Source organism: Thalassoglobus sp., from assembly GCF_048270125.1.
GTDB lineage: Bacteria > Planctomycetota > Planctomycetia > Planctomycetales > Planctomycetaceae > Thalassoglobus.
The window spans coordinates 26,158-44,751 of record NZ_JBLWTN010000018.1 but is presented as its reverse complement, the minus strand read 5'-3'; the positions used below and the strand labels follow the sequence as shown (position 1 = coordinate 44,751).

11 protein-coding genes and 1 riboswitch are annotated in these 18,594 nt (G+C 50.2%); of the genes, 5 read left to right on the top strand and 6 right to left on the bottom strand.

Annotation, left to right across the window (positions count from 1 at the left end; translation table 11 throughout):
• Positions 1 to 232 precede the first annotated feature (232 nt).
• Positions 233 to 1,522: a glycosyltransferase family 4 protein gene (locus ACN0YR_RS17560; RefSeq protein ID WP_417850538.1), complete on the bottom strand. Its 1,290-nt coding sequence runs from the start codon at positions 1,520 to 1,522 to the stop codon at positions 233 to 235.
• Positions 1,523 to 1,748: 226 nt separating this feature from the next.
• Here ACN0YR_RS17560 and rfbB point away from each other — a divergent pair, with 226 nt between their 5' ends.
• The gene (gene rfbB / locus ACN0YR_RS17555; protein ID WP_417850537.1) at positions 1,749 to 2,768 is read left to right on the top strand and encodes a dTDP-glucose 4,6-dehydratase; all 1,020 of its coding nucleotides are present in this window, start codon (positions 1,749 to 1,751) and stop codon (positions 2,766 to 2,768) included.
• Positions 2,769 to 2,911: 143 nt separating this feature from the next.
• Here the strand turns inward: rfbB and ACN0YR_RS17550 are convergent, their stop codons facing one another.
• The 4 genes from ACN0YR_RS17550 to ACN0YR_RS17535 form a co-directional block, all read right to left on the bottom strand.
• The gene (locus ACN0YR_RS17550; RefSeq protein WP_417850536.1) at positions 2,912 to 3,355 is read right to left on the bottom strand and encodes a TadE/TadG family type IV pilus assembly protein; all 444 of its coding nucleotides are present in this window, start codon (positions 3,353 to 3,355) and stop codon (positions 2,912 to 2,914) included.
• 214 nt (positions 3,356 to 3,569) lie between these two features.
• Positions 3,570 to 4,748, bottom strand: a complete 1,179-nt coding sequence (locus ACN0YR_RS17545) for a pilus assembly protein TadG-related protein (protein WP_417850535.1) — start codon at positions 4,746 to 4,748, stop codon at positions 3,570 to 3,572.
• Positions 4,749 to 4,830: 82 nt separating this feature from the next.
• A complete protein-coding gene (locus ACN0YR_RS17540; protein WP_417850534.1) occupies positions 4,831 to 5,556 on the bottom strand; it encodes a hypothetical protein in 726 nt (241 codons plus the stop codon).
• Positions 5,557 to 5,846: 290 nt separating this feature from the next.
• Complete coding sequence (locus tag ACN0YR_RS17535) at positions 5,847 to 8,015, bottom strand: pilus assembly protein TadG-related protein (RefSeq protein WP_417850533.1); 2,169 nt, start codon at positions 8,013 to 8,015, stop codon at positions 5,847 to 5,849.
• Positions 8,016 to 8,121: 106 nt separating this feature from the next.
• Positions 8,122 to 8,204, bottom strand: a riboswitch (cyclic di-GMP riboswitch).
• Positions 8,205 to 8,484: 280 nt separating this feature from the next.
• Between ACN0YR_RS17535 and purL the strand changes: the two genes are divergently transcribed.
• Both purL and ACN0YR_RS17525 read left to right on the top strand, forming a co-directional pair.
• Positions 8,485 to 11,391 (top strand): phosphoribosylformylglycinamidine synthase subunit PurL, encoded by a 2,907-nt coding sequence (gene purL, locus ACN0YR_RS17530; protein WP_417850532.1) that lies wholly within the window; start codon positions 8,485 to 8,487, stop codon positions 11,389 to 11,391.
• A gap of 138 nt (positions 11,392 to 11,529) precedes the next feature.
• Entirely contained in the window at positions 11,530 to 12,951 is a 1,422-nt protein-coding gene (locus ACN0YR_RS17525; RefSeq protein ID WP_417850531.1) for a hypothetical protein, read from the top strand.
• A gap of 230 nt (positions 12,952 to 13,181) precedes the next feature.
• On the opposite strand, the gene ACN0YR_RS17520 is transcribed toward ACN0YR_RS17525, so the two are convergent.
• Positions 13,182 to 14,009, bottom strand: a complete 828-nt coding sequence (locus ACN0YR_RS17520; protein WP_417850530.1) for an HAD-IIB family hydrolase — start codon at positions 14,007 to 14,009, stop codon at positions 13,182 to 13,184.
• A gap of 388 nt (positions 14,010 to 14,397) precedes the next feature.
• Between ACN0YR_RS17520 and ACN0YR_RS17515 the strand changes: the two genes are divergently transcribed.
• Both ACN0YR_RS17515 and ACN0YR_RS17510 read left to right on the top strand, forming a co-directional pair.
• Positions 14,398 to 16,572: an HAD-IIB family hydrolase gene (locus ACN0YR_RS17515; protein ID WP_417850529.1), complete on the top strand. Its 2,175-nt coding sequence runs from the start codon at positions 14,398 to 14,400 to the stop codon at positions 16,570 to 16,572.
• Positions 16,556 to 18,544, top strand: coding sequence for an alpha-amylase family glycosyl hydrolase (locus ACN0YR_RS17510; RefSeq protein WP_417850528.1), 1,989 nt, complete (start codon positions 16,556 to 16,558; stop codon positions 18,542 to 18,544). Before ACN0YR_RS17515 ends, ACN0YR_RS17510 begins: the two co-directional genes overlap by 17 nt.
• The last annotated feature ends 50 nt before the right edge of the window (positions 18,545 to 18,594 follow it).

Below are 18,594 nucleotides of genomic sequence, written 5' to 3'. Positions count from 1 at the left end.
AGCGTTCCCAAGTGAAAAGCGGTCTTTTTCGCAGAATATCACGCAATGCAATTAGCAGAAACATCAGATTTCTGCCCACCCGTTGTTTCCCAGCAGAATTCAAGCGATCGCAGAGAACAAAAATATCTGCCAAAGAGATTTCTTCTCTCGTGAATCAGCTGGAGCAGGAGAGGGGCGTGGGGAGAATGTCCATCACAGCAACCGCCAATGGGCCAGCACGTCGGATCTGACGCTATTCCGACTTTGTGCTCATCGCCTGTTCCAGAATCTCTGTTGTTCGGGCTGCCATTGCTTCGGGACTGTAGGCTGAGCGGACTTGTTCCCAGCCACGTTTGGCGAATTTGATTCGGCGAGATGATTCGTGCAGCTCAGCTAATCCTTCAGCTAAGGCTGCGGGATCTTTCGGCGTGACCAGCAGTCCACCTTCAGTTGCTTCGATGATTTCGGGGAATGAACCATGTCTTGGCTGAACGACGGGGACCCCATTGGCAAGTGCCTCTAAGACGTAGATCCCCTTCGGTTCGAGGAACTCGGTCGGGACGGAGAGGACATCGACGGAGTTCAGGAATTCAACCTTCTCTTTGTGGGTTTGCGGACTGCCGATGTATTCGATTGCGGATGCGTGCTCTCCGGCAGAGGCGAAGGCGTCATTCAGGTATTTTTGAAATTGAGGTCCGAGGAAGCCACCGACCTTGAGTTGTGCGTCCGGGATGATTCGGCGAAGTTCGACAAATCCGTTAACAAGATGGTGCACTCCTTTCTCGGGAGCAACGCGTGCAAAGTAGCCGATTGTGTACGGGGCAGGTTGGCGAAGTTTGGGCAATCCATAGTGGCCGGTGAAATCAATTCCCAACGGCAATACCGAAAATTTTTCGACGGGGAGATTCAGGTATTTTGACATGTAGTCGCGATAGAACTGGCTGTGAGTGAGAAAGCCGTCGAAGTCCTGGGCTCGCTGCGAAACTTCGCTGATCACTTGCTGCCGGTACTTCTCATTCAGCCCGTCAAGGAAAACATCGTCACCCTGCAGGACGCAAAGAATCGGTCCGGAGAACCGTTCTTTGAGTTGCCGCACAGCTCCGGAGAGCAGGGCGTTGCTGAAAATCACCACATCTGGTTTGAGAGAGTCACTCACATAGCGATCAAGTTCTTCGAATGCGGCGCGATGCGGCCCTGAGTCTCCGCTGAGCATTGAAAGTGCGAGTTCTCCGAGTTCGCTGGCATCATTGCTGATGGCTCGCTTGGTGAGTATTTGGATGACGCTTGGCCTGTCGAGCCAGCTTTTCATGAAGCGGGGAAGGCCTCGCCAAAGGCCTGATTTACTGTTTAAGTAGACGTTGATACCGCCTACGAAGACCCGATCAGAGCTTTCGTTGTGCTCATCGACCCGGATCGGGGTGTATGTCGGAATGAGAGAAACCTCATGACCGGCTTGCATGAGCGCGCGTGCCCAGGTGTTGTCGTGCATGCACGACCCACAGAACATTCCCGCTCCACCTGCTGTAATGATTGCAATATGCATGGGGGTATTGTTGAGAGTTGGGGGTTGAGGGTCTAGAGTAGGGAACCTGGGCAGGGAGTTCGTCTTCCACTGGGAATTCACCGGTGGCGGAATTGCGAATCGTTGACGGTATCGAAATCTTGATTTCTTGACAAAGTATCGCGGTCCCTGCGTCGATTTTGATCTGTAAGACTCATATCTCTGCCAGTCATTGACTGGCTTCAATTGAATTCAATAAGTGATGACAATGAACCGACTTCTAGTGACCGGTGGCTGCGGTTTTATTGGTTCGAATTTTATTCGACTCATGCTCGAAGAGTACCCGGAACTCTCGATTACAAATCTCGACAAGCTGACTTACGCGGGCAATCTTGCGAATCTGGCTGATCTGGAAGGGAATAAGCGGTATCAATTTCAGCGTGGAGACATTTGCGACCGCGAGTTTGTTGACGCTGTCCTGAAAGAATCCAAACCGGACGCCGTCGTCAACTTTGCAGCTGAGAGTCACGTCGATCGCAGTATTCTTGACTCGACCCCATTCGTGACCACGAATGTGAATGGAACTTTGACGCTGCTCGATAGTTGCCGGGCTCATCAGGTCTCTCGCTTTTTGCAGGTTTCGACTGATGAAGTCTACGGATCTCTTGGTGATGAAGGCTTCTTTACCGAGTCGACACCACTTGCACCCAACAGCCCATATTCCGCTTCGAAAGCTGCAGCGGACATGTTAGTCCGGTCGTATGTGCATACATTCGATTTCCCGGCACTGATCACTCGTTGTTCGAACAACTATGGTCCGTATCAGTTTCCAGAGAAACTTCTTCCGCTCTTCATTTCGAATGCAAGAAACGATCAGTCTTTGCCGGTTTATGGAACGGGGGAGAATGTGCGCGACTGGATTCATGTGTTGGATCACTGTCGTGGAATTGATGCGACGCTAAGAAAAGGTCGTATTGGAGAGGTCTACAACTTCGGCGGTCGTACGGAGATGACGAACATCGCTCTCACTAAGTTGCTTCTGAAACTGCTCGGCAAGCCGGAGTCATTGATCACTTACGTTAATGATCGGCCAGGGCATGATCAGCGGTATGCGATTGATTGTCGCAAAGCGGAAACCGAACTGGACTGGGCTCCCGAGGTCACTTTTGAGCAGGGCCTCCAGGAAACCATCGACTGGTATCTCAACAACGAAGAGTGGGTCGACAACATCCGATCCGGGGATTACCTGTCGTATTACGAAGAGCAGTATGGGGATCGACTCAGCTAGAGCAAATCCAATATTGGTCTTTAAGTTCTGCCTCGTGTGGTGAACAGTAATTTTACAGGTGAAAAGCGTTTTGCATGGTCACACGGTCGAGCAAAGTGCTCTAAACGGGCACACGGGAAAGCAAACGACTCTCGCAGTTTCCCTTATTCATGACGCATGGCTGCTTGCCCCTTTAAGTCGATATTTGCGAGATACCGGAAGAAGTACCCCACGTCGTTGTAAGGGACTTTGACTTCGACGACGACTAAATCTCGCGTCATCGCATCTGCGGTTTCGTTATTTGGGTCTGGATTATTTGAGTATGGGGTAACGGTCACAATCACGCTTGATGTTGGAATTGTTGTCCCGACCGTTCTTTGAACCTGGTCGACAACAGCCGCTTTCACTTCTGCTGTTGTCGTATCCTTGACGATTCCTAAACGTGCCCCTTCTCGTGCGGCGTTCGTAATGAGGTTGGACACCATTAATGCTCGTCCAAACTCAACAACACCAAAGGTGACACCAAGGAGGATTGGAAGCATGAAAGCCGTTTCGACAATTGCACTTCCTGATCGTTTGCGGAGTGGCTGGTTTTGAGTTCGTTGCATGAGATCACTTTCTAGGGCATTTTCGAGTTGGCATTCACGTTCTGCATCGTGTGAGCAGTCAATGAAGTCAGGACAACGATTTCTTGCGGGTGCGACGAGCATTGGAAATGCGCTATCGCCTTTTTCGGTTCGTGTTCAGGTTGTGCCTCGTGGAGAACAGCAATCTCACTGGTGAAGCGCGTTCTACAAGGTCACGACAAGCATCATAAATGCTCTAATGAACGATGGCTGCTCCGGTCAGAATGGAGTCTTCAGTGATGACTGTATCACCCGCGACTGTTGTGGGGTCATTAAAAATTGCAGGTTGAATCCAAACTTTTTTGTTAGATGGTTTTCCAGTCAGTTTGACATAGACAATGCGAATTGGGACAAACTTGACGATTGTATACATCGCATTGTTTCCTGGGCCGGAAACCTCAGAAAAGAGCGGAATCATTCGAGGTTGGCCGATAATGGATGTCAACTCGTCTTTGACTCCGGCACTAATTCCGGTGTCTCCGTTGATTGACATTGGAACCGCCTCAAAGTCGAGTTCTCCCCCGAAGTAGGAAAGGTCGTCATCGTTCAACCCATGCACAATCTGTCGAGAGATGTCAGCTGTGCTGTTTCCTGCATGACCAAAATCGACTGTTCCGCGGTTTCCTGAAGGGAGGTTCTTGTTCCCATACGGATAGAGATCTACTTCCAGGACTCCATCAGATCCTGAGGTGACAGCTCCTGTGACTGGGTTGTAACTGAAATTGTCAGCCCCAGAGCCGTTCAGCATGGCGTCCCAGGTTTGCACATCAAGAGCGTAGGGCAAAACGTCGACATTTCGTCCGGGGATTTTGCGTGTTTTCGTTGCTGGCTGAAGGGCAGCGATAGAGCTGACTGAGACCGTCGCATTCCTTGGTCCAATGACCGGAGCGAACCACAAGTTCAGAGGCTGATCTCCATTTGTGCTTCCATAATTGTCACGACGAGTCGTTACTTCAACGACATTGTAAGGCGCGACGCCCCACGAGATGACCCACTGGTCATTTACGTCATCCCACTGACGTTGCCCCAAACGGACATCAGTGTTCGGGTTAATATACGTGGACTGTAATCCACCTGCTTCGTTGCTTGCAGCTACGGAGACCGCAGCGGCTTTCGCGGCAGCAGCGACTTGAGATGGTGTTTTCGTCGCGCTGACTCCCCAGCCATCGTACAACTCAAGGTTGGCAGCCAAGGCAGCAGCGTCAGCACTTTTTTGAAGTTGGGCGCGAGTTAACGTGACGTAGCCAATATCTACAGCAAATGCGGTAAAAGCAAAAAGCATGATGAGTAAGCCGAGAGACAGGATCATCACGGATCCGCGTCTCTGCTGGTCGACATGCTGGATGCCAACATATTTCTGGAATCGAATCAGCATCTATTACTCCGAATTGTTTCAAGGACATTCAATGAAAGAAAAGTCAGAACACTTCCCTGTTGCAAGTGGTTTCAGTTTGATGTCATTGAAGCAGGTGGATGTAGACGTCATCTTCGCTTTTTGCGTAGAGATTTCCATCTGCATCGTAAAAACGGATTTCGTTACGTCTGAAGTACGAAACCCGATTTGCACCAAAAGTGACCCGTGAATGTTTGACGGAGTTGTTCGGGTGGTAAGGGTTTAGATCGTCACGATTTGTGTACAAACGTGCGCGAAGAGAATTGTCTGTCCCGAACGTCCCGAAAGTGATTGAGTTTCCGTTGATGACCTCCATGTGGAGGTAACGGCCATTAATCGATGTCGCCGTGGTGTACGTGACCTTCTCATTAATTGTGGAAAATTCGGTCGGGGCCTGGTGTCGGTAATAGCCTAGAAGGTAGTCCGAGAACCATACCTGAAGCTGCATTCCACCTTCCCCGAAGCTTGGCAGAGTACCGTGGTTCAGCTCGAAAACGGTGTGTGTGTCGAACGATGCGTTCGTGGGGCCGAAAACTGTCACAACTTGAGGGATGTCGAGTGTCGGATCTGGATTGGCGACCACGAATTCCCAGTCTTCTTCCACGCGATGAATCGGTGGAGCATCTGCAATAAGTTCCTCAAATGTTTGCTCAGCAAATAAGTTTGCCTGCAAAGCTCCCAAAACGATGGAAATTGAGAAGATTACACCGGAAGGCCGAATTGACATACTTTCCCCTTTGTAAAATGTCTTGGCCCACATGTGATTGATGAGTGTGAGAATCGAAGGCATCTTCATTTCCGAAGCGGCGGGGGAGGAAATGCACTGTTGTCCGAATTCACAATATTGAAAAATCTACCCCCTGTTTTTGTGAAGCATGACGTCAAAATCAATTGGCAACAAAAAATCGCGATATATTGTGAAATTTCGCCCCGCGTGTGCAGTGAATTATTTTGCAAATAAAAAAAGTGAGTTATGTCACTTTTATTAAAAAGTTTTTAACCAGTGATTTTGAAAACGAAAAAAGAGAGCCTTCGAACAGGTCGAAGACTCTCTTTGGGAAGGTCGTTGAGAGTTGGATGTTACTCTTCCACGTACATCAGTTTTGCCGAGGGGACGAAGGAGGCGATTTTGTGGAATGCTGCTTCGACATCAGCCGTCATATCACTGACGCTCACTCCACCTGGAATATCAATAAAGTGTCCTTTGCCGATGTGAGCGATCGCTCGCATCAGGTCTCGGTCTGCATCGATACCCACAGCCATCGTATGGATGGTGTAATCGGACTCAACTGCTTGATAAGCCAGGCGGAGTACGTACCGCTTCTGACTGCTCGATGTTGAGTAGTCAGCGTTCCCGTCTCCGTCGTAGTCAAGCATCTCATCCCAATTCCAACCGCTAGGCAAGGATGTGTCTTCTCCTGAGTCGATGGTGTTTGTGTTTCCATCGGTCATCAAAAGAATCGTCGGACGAGCACCATCACGTTTCGCATCGTCGAGCAGCGAGATCGCATCCTTCAATCCACCACCCATATTGGTCGCATAGGAATAATGGGCAGCTTGTCGATACGCCATCAGGTCTTTCAATGCGTAGTAATCATGTGTGATTGGATCATGTCGGATATCGACGACCGGAATCGCAGGGTCGGGATCATTTAAATAGTCTTCGCGACGATGGTTTGTGTCGTAGCTGACCATTCCGAGTTGATCACCAAAACCGAGTTTGTCGAGGAAATTGCAGAACAGGAAGTGTCCTTCTTTGATTGCATGGAAAGGGTAGTGACGTGTTTTCCACAAATCTGGTGTTTCCCAGTGTCCTGATTGGTGTCGCAGAGTGTAGTCAGTCCAGGTGAGACCGCCATACATTTCCCGGTATCCATTCGCAGCCAGTTCAGAACCATTGCGGCAGTGATTGATGAAACTATCCCAACTCCCACCCGGATAAGGATAGGAACCGGTCAGTTCGAAGGCTTGCTTCACTGCTGAGTTGGTGTCGTCATATCGTTCGACGACATTTGGGTTTTCTCCGTCTGGGGCATCAAAGTAATACCAGAAGGAGCGACCATCCTGGACCTCGACATAAACGTAATCAATGGTTTTGGTCGATGTGTACTCATACGTCAGCGGACCTCCACTTCCGAACGAGACATAGTCGTCTGAGTTGTCCGTAAAGCCGACGTACAATTCCCGGATTGGGTCGGGAGAGTTGGTCGTTGCGGAGAGGCGATCATTGGGGAAAGTGACATCGATTCCGGAGTTTGAAACAACGAAATCGCCGGGAGGCCCTTCAGAAGTGATCCAAACAGTTGCAATGTCTTTCGATCCATCCAGGTTCGCTGTTTGCCCACTTAGGCCACTGAAAGTACGTTCGCCGCCATCGGTGTAGCGAATTTTGACGCTTCGCAAAGTGCTTGATGTTGTCACAGTGCAGTCATCGTACTTGAAGGTCACTCCGGTCGTGATGCCATTTGTCGTTCTTCCCAATGAAAGATATTGTGGGGAAAATGCCATGTTTCCCAGGGAAAGGCCGAGATCAGACCAAACGAGGCCGAGGTTGCTCTCAATTTGTGATTTACTCAAGTGTGCCGCTGCTTCATCGTTGAAGTAACTGTCGAAGTTCATGGATCGAGAGAAGTCATGGACGACAACAATATCGCGGGCTTCCACGTAGGCGATCGCTTCGGCCTGGAGCTTTGCGTATTTGTCTCCTGTCACACCCGCGAAGAATAAAGCGAGCTTCCCGTCCGGAGCAGTGGAGTCTTCGTTGTTTCGACGAGCGACGACTTTCACAACATTCGAAGGATGGACACCCCAGTTCACTTCATATTGACCGGTCTCTTCGTTGAGCATCCGGGCTCCAAAAATGACATCAATCTCTTTATTGATGTAGGTCTCGTTCAGTTCCGCAATCTGTCGAGCTACTTCCCGGGCAGCTTCTTCGGCATAGAGAGTGATGTTTTCGACATCCTCGGGGGCCGTTTTGATTGCTTCTGTGATTTCCTGAGCAGCAGCGATGGCAGCGGAATCGACAGCGTTTTGTAGCTGAGTTTTGGTTAATACGAGATAGCCAATGTCGATTGCCAGCGAAACGAATGCAAAGCAGGCGACGAGGCAGAAAGCTGTGAGGACAATGAATGCCCCGCGTCGGGGGGGCGGGTCATCCTCCTTTCGGGATGCGGTTCGAAGAAACCTGGTTCGATGTACAACCGCGCGAAGAGGGTGGGCGCGTAACCACCATTGAGGACTTTTCATAGAGTCAGCCTTTGTTGAGTGCTGACCCGAAAACTTGGATGCGTTATCTCAGGGGAGACGAGAAGATTCCTGGTTGCATCAGTTTTCGGATCGGTACGAACAATCTTTCGGTAGCCAGGCTGTCTTGCCTCAATTGCAAGATCCACGGCTTTGCGTCCCCGCTTCACAACGGGTTTGCCATTTCGGGAGTTCGCACAAGTCTGAATCTGTGCGTCATCCAACCGTCAAAAACATATCTCTGCAACAGTCACATTCCTGATTAAATGAATTGAATTCGAGAAAATGTCAAAAAAAGAAAAACATTTCTTGCACGTAATGAAAAATTATTTTGCAAACCAAAACTTGAGAAACATCGGAATTTTATTTTGCTGGGCCTCAACACGCTTCGCTGCGTGTTCAAGATGGATTACGATGCCTGATAACGGCTCATTTACGTTGCTAAAAACCACCATTGTTGCTGGGAAACACCATGCTTTGGGAAATTGAGATGACGCCCCTCGGAAGTGAAGTTGACCGCGAAGGTCAGCTTGCTTTGGTGGAATGTCAACTTCGAAATCTGAATTCCATTCGGCAAATCCGAACGGCTCGCTCGTACCTCATCGAAGGAAATCTGGACGAAACCAGCGCTGCCCAAGCTGCAAGTTTGCTCAGCGATGCTGTTGTCGAACAAGCAGTCATTCGTCAGCTTCCTGATCCGACCGACCCCAAACAGGGTGGCGAACGGCTTTTTAACGTTCTCTTCAAACCCGGAGTGACAGATAATGTCGGTCGGACGGCGTTAGACGCCCTGAAAAACCTCGGCGTTAAAGCGGAAGGGGTTGCGACCTGCCGAAAATACTGGATCAATGCCGATTCCGATGCTGCGGAGGTGGAACGCTTCACGACTCGAGTTTTATCGAACGACTCCATCGAACGTGTCCTCGACGGACCGCTTCAACTCGATAGCTTGTTTGTGGGTGGTGACTATCAATTTGAACTGAAACACGTTGCCATTCGAGAGATGGATGATGATGCGTTGATGCGTCAGAGTCGAGAAGGGCAGCTGTATCTCAGCCTGGATGAAATGCAAACAATTCGCGCCAAGTTCCAAGAGCTTGACCGCGACCCAACTGACATTGAATTAGAAACGATCGCTCAAACATGGAGTGAGCACTGTTCTCATAAAACTCTCGCAGGCCGAATCGCCTATGTCGATGAGAATGGCGAAAAGCGTTTTGAGAACATGCTGAAGGAGACAGTGTTTGCAGCGACCCAAACCATCCGTAAGAACTTAGGTGCGGATGATTGGTGTGTCAGTGTTTTCAAAGACAACGCCGGGATTGTCTTCTTTGACGACAAGCAAGATGTTTGCATTAAAGTCGAGACACATAACCACCCAAGTGCGTTGGAGCCTTATGGTGGTGCCAATACCGGATTGGGAGGAGTCATTCGTGACCCTCTCGGGACAGGGATGGGAGCACGCCCGGTTTGCAACACCGATGTTTTCTGTTTCGCTCCTCCCGATACCCCGTTCGATCACCTTCCACCCGGAGTATTGCATCCGCGGACAGTGATGCACGGAGTCGTTGCAGGGGTGCGAGACTACGGAAACCGGATGGGAATCCCGACCGTCAACGGTGCGGTTTACTTCGATGAACGCTATCTCGGAAACCCACTCGTCTATTGTGGGAACATCGCGATGATCCCCAAAGGGATGAGCGAAAAAGAAGTGATCCCCGGTGACTACATCGTTTCTATCGGCGGACGAACCGGTCGCGATGGAATTCACGGAGCGACCTTCTCCTCAGCTGAACTGACGCACGAAAGTGAAGATCTTTCCGGCGGGGCTGTTCAAATTGGAAACCCCATCACCGAGAAAATGGTCCAGGATGTCCTGTTAGATGCTCGCGACCAGGGACTCTTTAACGCTGTGACAGATTGCGGAGCTGGCGGATTCAGTAGTGCTGTCGGCGAAATGGGTGAAGAGACCGGAGCGGAAGTCTGGCTCGAAAAGGCCCCTTTGAAATACAGCGGACTCTCTTACACCGAGATCTGGATCAGTGAAGCTCAAGAGCGAATGGTCTTGTCGGTCCCGGAACACAACTGGCAGGCGTTTCACGATTTGTGTGCCTCTGAAGGTGTAGAGGCAAGCATTCTGGGACGCTTCACCGACACGAAAGATCTTGTCCTCAAGTACGAAGACAAAGTCGTCGGGCATCTCCCCATGTCGTTGTTGCACGATGGTCGTCCACCAGTCGTGCGAGAGGCGAGGTATCACCCTCCGAAAGAAACGCAGACCGATTTCACAGGACTGGAATTTCAACATGGTGACGTGTTGAAGAAGATTCTGGGGTCCTGGAACATCTGCTCGAAGGAATCGATCATTCGGCAATACGACCACGAAGTTCAGGGCGGCAGCGTCGTCAAACCGTTGGTCGGGATTGCGAACGACGGTCCTTCGGATGCTGCTGTTGTCCGTCCTGATCTGACTACACAACGAGGACTCGTCGTCTCCTGTGGGATGAATCCCTTCCTGGGTGACTGTGATCCGTATTGGATGGCTGCTTCAGCTATTGATGAAGCGTTCCGAAATTGTGTCGCTGTCGGGGCCGATCCGAATCGCATCGCCATCCTCGACAACTTCTGTTGGGGCAATACCGAACGCCCGGAAACTCTCGGCTCACTTGTCCGGGCGGCACTGGCTTGCCACGACGTTGCCATTGCGTATTCCGCCCCGTTCGTCAGTGGGAAAGATTCGCTCAACAACGAATTCAGCTACGACGACGAAGGAAATCAGAAGACGATTTCGATTCCATCCTCGCTGCTCATCACAGCTTTGGGGCAAGTGGAAAACATTGAGCAGTGCATCACCATGGATCTGAAAGCATCCGGGAACGTCCTGCTTTTGGTTGGTGAAACTAAAGATGAAATTGGTGGTTCTCACTTCAATGTCGTCACTGGGAATCAAAACGGAATAGTTCCGAAGGTCGATCTTGAAACGGCTCCGAAAGTCTTTGCTGCCGTTCATCAGTGCGTGAGCTCTGGAGCCATTCGAAGTTGTCACGATGTCAGTGAAGGTGGCATTGCGGTTTCGGTTGCAGAGATGGCCTTCGCTGGCGGACTCGGCGTCGATGTCAAACTCGACTCTTCCGGAGATGAGGCAACCATCGCACTGTTCTCGGAAAGTAACACTCGTTTTGTGATCGAAGTGACCGAAGAAAACGTTGCCAGAATCAATCAGGCATTCACGGATCGTGGGCTACCAACGCCAACGCATCTGGGAACTGTGACTGGTTCATCCGCAGTCATCATCAAAGACTCCGCAGGCAACACGCTCATCAACGAAAAGATCGACGAACTCAAGGCGATCTGGCAGCGACCGCTGGCAGAATTTTAACCCAGCCGTTCACTTGGGTGAGCAGTAGAAAATTTGACCAGCATCTCGTCGCGCGGACTCGAAGTGCCGGCGACGAGTCGCTGATTATCTACCGCTCGCTTTGCTGGGGACTCGCTGAATGACAATTGGAATCCGAGTATGCTCAAAGTCCAGTCCGTTCGATTTTATCGACATGAACTGAAAACGCGATTTCCGTTTCGATACGGAATCGCCAGCATGACGGAGGTTCCACATCTGTTTGTGAAGGCGGAAATTGATTTCGCAGGCAAGCGTTCAATCGGCATAAGCGCGGACCTTCTGCCACCAAAGTGGTTCACAAAGAACCCAGATAGCGATTACGAGACCGAAGATCTCCCGGAAATGCTCAGCGTCATTGCACATGCTGCAACGAGTGCGATGGACGTCGGCCCGGTCCCCTCGTTTTTCGAATGGTGGCAAGAGCTTTACGCTTCACAAAATCTCTGGGCGAAAGAGCAGGGGATTGCCTCTCTCCTGGCGAATTTCGGCGTCAGCCTGATCGAACGGGCTGTCATTGATGCAATCTGTCGCGCCACCGAGTTGACACTACATCAACTGCTGATTTCAAATCGGCTGGAGATCGATCTGGCAGCGATTCGGCCTGAGTTGCAGGGACTCTCGCCATGCGACATTGTTGCCAGTGAGACATCAAAAACGATTCAGCTCCGGCATACTATCGGAATGGGCGACCCGCTGACGGACTCCGAAATTCTCGATGAAGATCGTGTCGACGATGGTCTTCCGCACTCACTCGTCGCCACGCTACGAAGTTACGGTCTTAGTTCCTTCAAGATCAAACTCTCCGGGAATCGCGATCAAGATCGAGAGCGACTGCTTGCAATTTCATCGATTCTTCAAGACGAGCTGCAAGGTCCATTTCAATTCACGATGGACGGAAATGAGAACTATCGAGACATCAATCATTTTCGTGATGACTACGAATTTCATTTGAGCGACACACGTCTCTCGGCGTTCTTTCAGCATGGACTTTTGTTTGTTGAGCAACCGCTTCATCGTGATTGGTCACTCAATGAAGATGTGCAGGCTGCGCTTCAGAATTGGCCTGACGCCCCTCCAATGATTATTGATGAGTCAGATGCTGACCTCGGGAGCTTGCCGACCGCGCTGAGCCTGGGATACTCAGGAACCAGTCACAAAAATTGCAAAGGGATCACGAAAGGATTGTTGAACGCTGCCACGATTCACAAGACGGAGCTTGAGGGGCGATGTGCAATTTTATCGGGAGAAGATCTCGCGAATCTTGGGCCGGTCGCCCTATTGCAGGATCTTACGATGGCAGCGTGTCTGGGGATTGAACACGTTGAGCGAAATGGACATCACTACTTCGCTGGACTCAGCATCTTTCCGAGACAACTCCAGGAGCAATCGTTGAGAAATCATCCAGATCTCTTTCATCAAATGGAATCTGGCTTAATCGCAGTTCACCCTCAATCGGGGCATCTCGAAATCGACTCGCTACTGAAATCGCCATTCGGCATGCTTGAACATCCGGATCTCTCTTTGCTGACCGAATGGCCTTAAAGTGCTACTTATGATGATTGAGCCTGATTTCACCTTGTTGACATCAACAGTTGACGCCACGCGTTCAATACTCGTCAACTTGTGAGGGTATGTGACGCTTAAGTCTTCAGTATTCCTGTTGTTAGCCTCCGGTGAGTCACCGTCAGGGGGACGAAATTTCTGCTGACCAACCATGGACATGACCAACCGTGAACATGCTCTCGATGAGACTGATGTTTGAGACTCATGGACTACAGAGTTTTTGTGTTTGGATCGGATGTCTTTCCGAAAATTCCAAAGTGATGGCAACCGCTGAGGACTCCACTGGTTGCTGAAGATTCGGCAAGAAATAGGCGATCGTGGAACCCCAGTTTTCCGTTGATTTGAGTGACCTCCTCAACAACTTCGTGGGCTGCATTTCCAACAAGGATTGACCGATACCCGGCAGTCAGGGCAGCGAGGTCGTTTCCGGAATCTCCAGCGAAAAGAATGGACTCTTTGGGGTAATCAAAAAACTGTGTCCACCAATCAAGGGCGTACGCTTTCGAAACATTCTGCGGCAACAGGTCAATCAGCCCGTCACCATTAAAAGGGTCGGCACTCGAGATCAATGAGTAGGGGGCCGACGACTCTCTGAGCAGTTGCCTGATTTGTTCGGAGATCTCAATTCGGTTTGCATCATCGCAATAATAACTCAGCTTGAACTCACCCTGTTTTTCCTCTTCCTGCCGACGAAGTCCGGGGAGGTTTTCCAGAAGCAGTTCGAGTGAATGCAGAGGCAAAGATTGTGTCAGGGAAACCAATTGCTCTCGGTAGTCAGCTTGCTGCTCAAATGTCCCCTGAGGAGTCCGTTGCATCACAGTCGTTCCAACATCGCAGATCACCCAACCGGGGAGAGGGAGTTGGTAAGATTCGATGGCATCAGCGACCGATTCAAAGTGTCGACCTGTGACATAAAGCAGTTCAATCTGAGTGCGATTCAGCTCGTTTTTCAATGATTGAAGGTCGCGGAGGTTCTCCTGATGACCCTCCAGCGGAATTAATGTTCCATCAAGATCAGTCGCCAGGGCTTGTTTCATGAGTCAAATTCTGCATTATTAGAAGAGAAGGGTCGTTGAATGTATTTCTTCGGCCTTCTTGGTCTGTCTTGATCGAGTCAGCCCGAGTTAAGAATGCCGCGTGGCAGGGAACGTCTGATTCTGCCTCGCGGGCTCTTCAAGTCAGGAATTAGACAAAGTTACTCAAGGAGGCAATAAGAACCTTTTTGTGGAACCGGATCGATGAAAGATCATCTCCAGTGAAGCGATCTTTCCCAATGTGGAGTTTCTCAGCGATTGAGAGTCCAGGTTGTTAGATCAGTTCCCATTGTCAGGTTGAGTTCCTCTCCGCAAACCACTGCCATGAATAGCTTTCATATTGTATGAGAGGCTCAGTCCAGGTTTTCGGATCAGCTCTTAATGAAGAATCATGAATAAAAATTCAAACACGAAATCTTCAAACGATTCTCAGAAATCAAAGATCACTCTGATCAGCCTACATGGTCTCATTCGAGGCGACAACCCAGAACTCGGGCGAGATTCCGACACTGGAGGTCAGGTCATCTATGTGTTGGAGTTAGCACGTGAACTCGCCAAACACCCCGATGTCCGAGAGGTTGAACTGCTCACTCGGCAGATCGTTGATGACAAAGTCAGCTCGGATTATGCACAGCTTGAGGAGCAAATCGCAGAGAATGCCAAAATTGTGCGTATTCCATTTGGGCCAAAAAAATACTTGCGTAAGGAACTACTCTGGCCGTACATCGAAGTATTTACCGACCAAACTCTCAGCTACTTCAAACGCTCTGGATTGCCCGACATTATTCATGGTCACTACGCAGATGCGGGCTTGGCTGGTGCACATCTCGCACGGCTGTTGCACATCCCCTACATCTTTACCGGTCATTCACTTGGCCGCGTCAAGCAAGAGCGACTCTTGGCGAAAGGTTCGACTGCCGAGTCCATTGAGAAAAAATATAACATCTCTACACGAATCGAAGCAGAAGAGGTCGCACTGGAAACCGCAACGATGGTGGTGACCAGTACGTCGCAGGAAGTAGAAGAGCAGTACAAACTTTACGAACAGTATGATCCGAGTCGAATGGAAGTGATTCCGCCCGGGGTGGATCTTACGAATTTTTCTCCCACTGCAAACTCTTCAGTCGATAGCGTCCGTACCAAGGTCGGACGATTTTTGAGTGATCTGGAGAAGCCTGTTATCTTGACGATTGCAAGACTGGATGAACGCAAGAACCTCGAAACACTGGTTCGTGTGTTTGGCCAAAGTCAACGATTGCGAGAAGTGGCAAACTTGGTTGTGGTTCTGGGGACTCGGAAAAAACTCGCTGATTTGACGAAACCGGAACGCCGAATCTTTGACAATGTTCTCTCCCTGATTGATGACTACGATCTCTACGGAAGTATTGCTTATCCCAAGACTCTCGCTCCCGGAGAAGTTTCAGAGTTCTATCGCCTAGCCGCTTCGACTCAAGGCGTGTTCGTGAATCCGGCACTTACCGAACCGTTCGGTCTCACCCTTTTAGAGGCTGCCGGAACTGGGCTTCCCATCGTTGCAACCAACGATGGAGGGCCACGCGACATTATTGAAAACTGTCAAAACGGGCTGCTCATTGACCCGCTTGATGAGGAGGATATCGAACATGCCCTGTTACGAATTTTGACAGATTCCGAGCAGTGGGAGGAGTTTTCGAAACAGGGAATTGCGGGAGCACACAAGCACTATTCATGGTCCAATCACGCAGACCGATACCTGCGAGACCTCAAGGACATTTTGAAGTATTCAGAAAAACCGGTTCTCGCATCATCGTTCCCAAAACGACGACTTCCGACATTTGATCGCCTCATTATCACCGACCTCGATAACACACTCACCGGAGATGAAGAGGCAGTCCGAGAGTTCACCAAAATTATTGAAGAGAACGACAAGATCGGATTCGGAATCGCCACAGGACGGACATTGACGAACGCTCTTGAATTGATTCACAAACTCAAGCTTCCGATGCCCGATGTCTTGGACACATCAGTCGGGACGGCATTGCACTACGGAGAGGATCAAATTGAGGACCGCAGCTGGCGACGGCAGATTGATTTCAATTGGAAGCCTGACGAAATTCGCAAGGTGCTGGAAGATGTCCCCGGTCTCAGTCTGCAATCTGCTGAAAATCAATCTGATTTCAAAATCAGCTACGAAATTGATACGACATTGGCTCCCAAAGCGGCAGAGATTCGTAAGATTCTCCGTCAAGCCAAGCTGCGGGCAAACCTCATATTTTCATTGGGGATGTATTTGGATGTGATTCCTGTCCGGGGGGGAAGTGGCAATACTTTGCGACACTTACTCTACAAATGGGGGTTCGCACCGGAACAGGTTTTGGTCGCTGGGGACTCTGGTAACGACGAAGGGATGCTCAAGGGCAGGACATTGGGTGTTGTCGTCGGTAATCACAGCCCTGAACTTAACAAACTTAAAAAATTGCCTCGAATCTACTTTGCAAAAGCTGAACACGCGCATGGTATTATAGAAGGCATCCAGTACTACAATTTCTTAGACCACATCAAAATTCCGAATGACGATCTCGAATAACGTCCCCGGGATCGAAGATCTCAAACTTGAAGCTGAACTCAGTCTCCAAAGAATTTGGCCTCGTGTCTGTTCCATCTGGGAACAGGCGGGTCATGAGCCTGCTGACCGCCATGCTTTTGAGGAGCGGTTCAGTAACTCCTGGCCTCGAATCTTCGGTCTTGCTTACCGTTTGTATGGAACACGGTACGACTTCTTCTATCATCTGGAAGAGGTCGCGCGCGTCGCTGCGCAAGCCTGGGCAGATCGCCCAGCCCATCTGTTAAAGACTGATCAGTCGAGGATCTATGACGATTCCTGGTTTCAGTCTGAACAGATGATCGGAGGCGCACTCTATGTCGATCTGTTCAGCGAGAACCTCGGCAAGCTCCGTCAAAGTATTGATTACTTCAAAAAACTGGGTGTGACCTATCTGCACCTGATGCCACTCTTTGCGGTCCGTCCCGGAAACAATGATGGTGGGTATGCGATCAGCAACTACCGTTCTGTTGATCCGCGGCTCGGAACAATTGAAGATCTGCAGCTACTCGCCAGCGAACTCCACGAATCAGGGATCGCACTCGCGCTCGATTTCGTTTTCAACCATACTGCCGACGACCACGAATGGGCAAAGCAGGCACAGGCTGGCGTTCGAGAGTTTCAGCAATACTACTACCTCTTCGAAGACAGAACTCTGCCAGATCAATATGAACAGACTTTGCGAGAAATTTTCCCGACTGAATCACGCGGGAATTTCACCTGGCATGATGGGATGCAGCGTTGGGTCTGGACGACATTCAACAGCTTTCAATGGGATTTGAATTACCATAACCCGGCGGTGTTCTGTTCGATGCTCGAAGAGATGCTCTTCCTCGCAAATATGGGCGTCGACATTCTGCGTTTGGATGCAGTGGCATTTATCTGGAAGCAGATGGGGACAAATTGCGAAAACCGCCCGGAAGCGCACATCCTCATTCAGGCGTACAACGCCATTGTTCATCTTGTCTGTCCCGGGATGGTCTTCAAATCGGAAGCGATTGTCGCTCCCGATGATGTCCTCACGTATGTCTCACCTCAGGAGTGTCAACTTTCCTACAACCCAACGTTAATGGCGTTGTTGTGGGAGTCGCTGGCAACACGCGAAGTCAAACTCCTCAACCGCTCGCTGTCTCATCGTCATAAAATCCCCAGTGGAACAGCCTGGGTCAACTACCTGCGATGTCATGATGATATTGGCTGGACGTTCGATGATGGCGATGCTGCCGCCGTTGGGATCAACGGATACGACCATCGGCAGTTTCTCAACAAATTTTACACTGGTCAGTATCCAGATTCCTTCGCTCGTGGAGTTCCGTTTCAGTACAACGCCGATACCGGAGACATGCGTATCTCGGGAACAATGGCATCGCTGGCTGGGCTCGAACAGGCTTTCAGCAGGAACGACGACACGCTGAAAGAGTTGGCCGTCAATCGAATCTTGTTACTGCATGGAATTACCCTGAGTATTGGCGGTATTCCTTTGCTATACATCGGAGAAGAATGGGGGCTCCTGAATGACTACGATTTTGTACAAGACCCCGCCAAATCGAGTGACAGCCGCTGGATTCATCGTCCCAAAATGAAATGGGATTACCTGCAGGATCTTCAGCTGCCGGAAAATTCGAACGGGCAGGGAGGGATGGTCCACACCAACCTGTACAACTCAATCCGTCGACTGATCCATTTGCGTAAAGAGGCCCCTGCATTTGCCGGCCAACAGATGGAACTGATTTCCTCCGGGAACCCACATGTCCTGGGATTCGTTCGCCACTCTGCGGAAGGGCGAGTGATTGTCTTCGGGAATTTCTCAGAACAGGAACAACCTGTTTCAGGCAATGTCGTCAGGACCGCCGGTCTCGGTCGCTTCTTTGAAGAACTCATCTCCGAAACTACCGTCGGAACTTCGGAAGAGGTCATATTGGGACCGTATCAGGTGATGTGGCTGCGTCGCGTCTGAGCATTTCAGATGCCTCTGAAGCAGCTTTCGAAAACGTATTCGCAATCAGA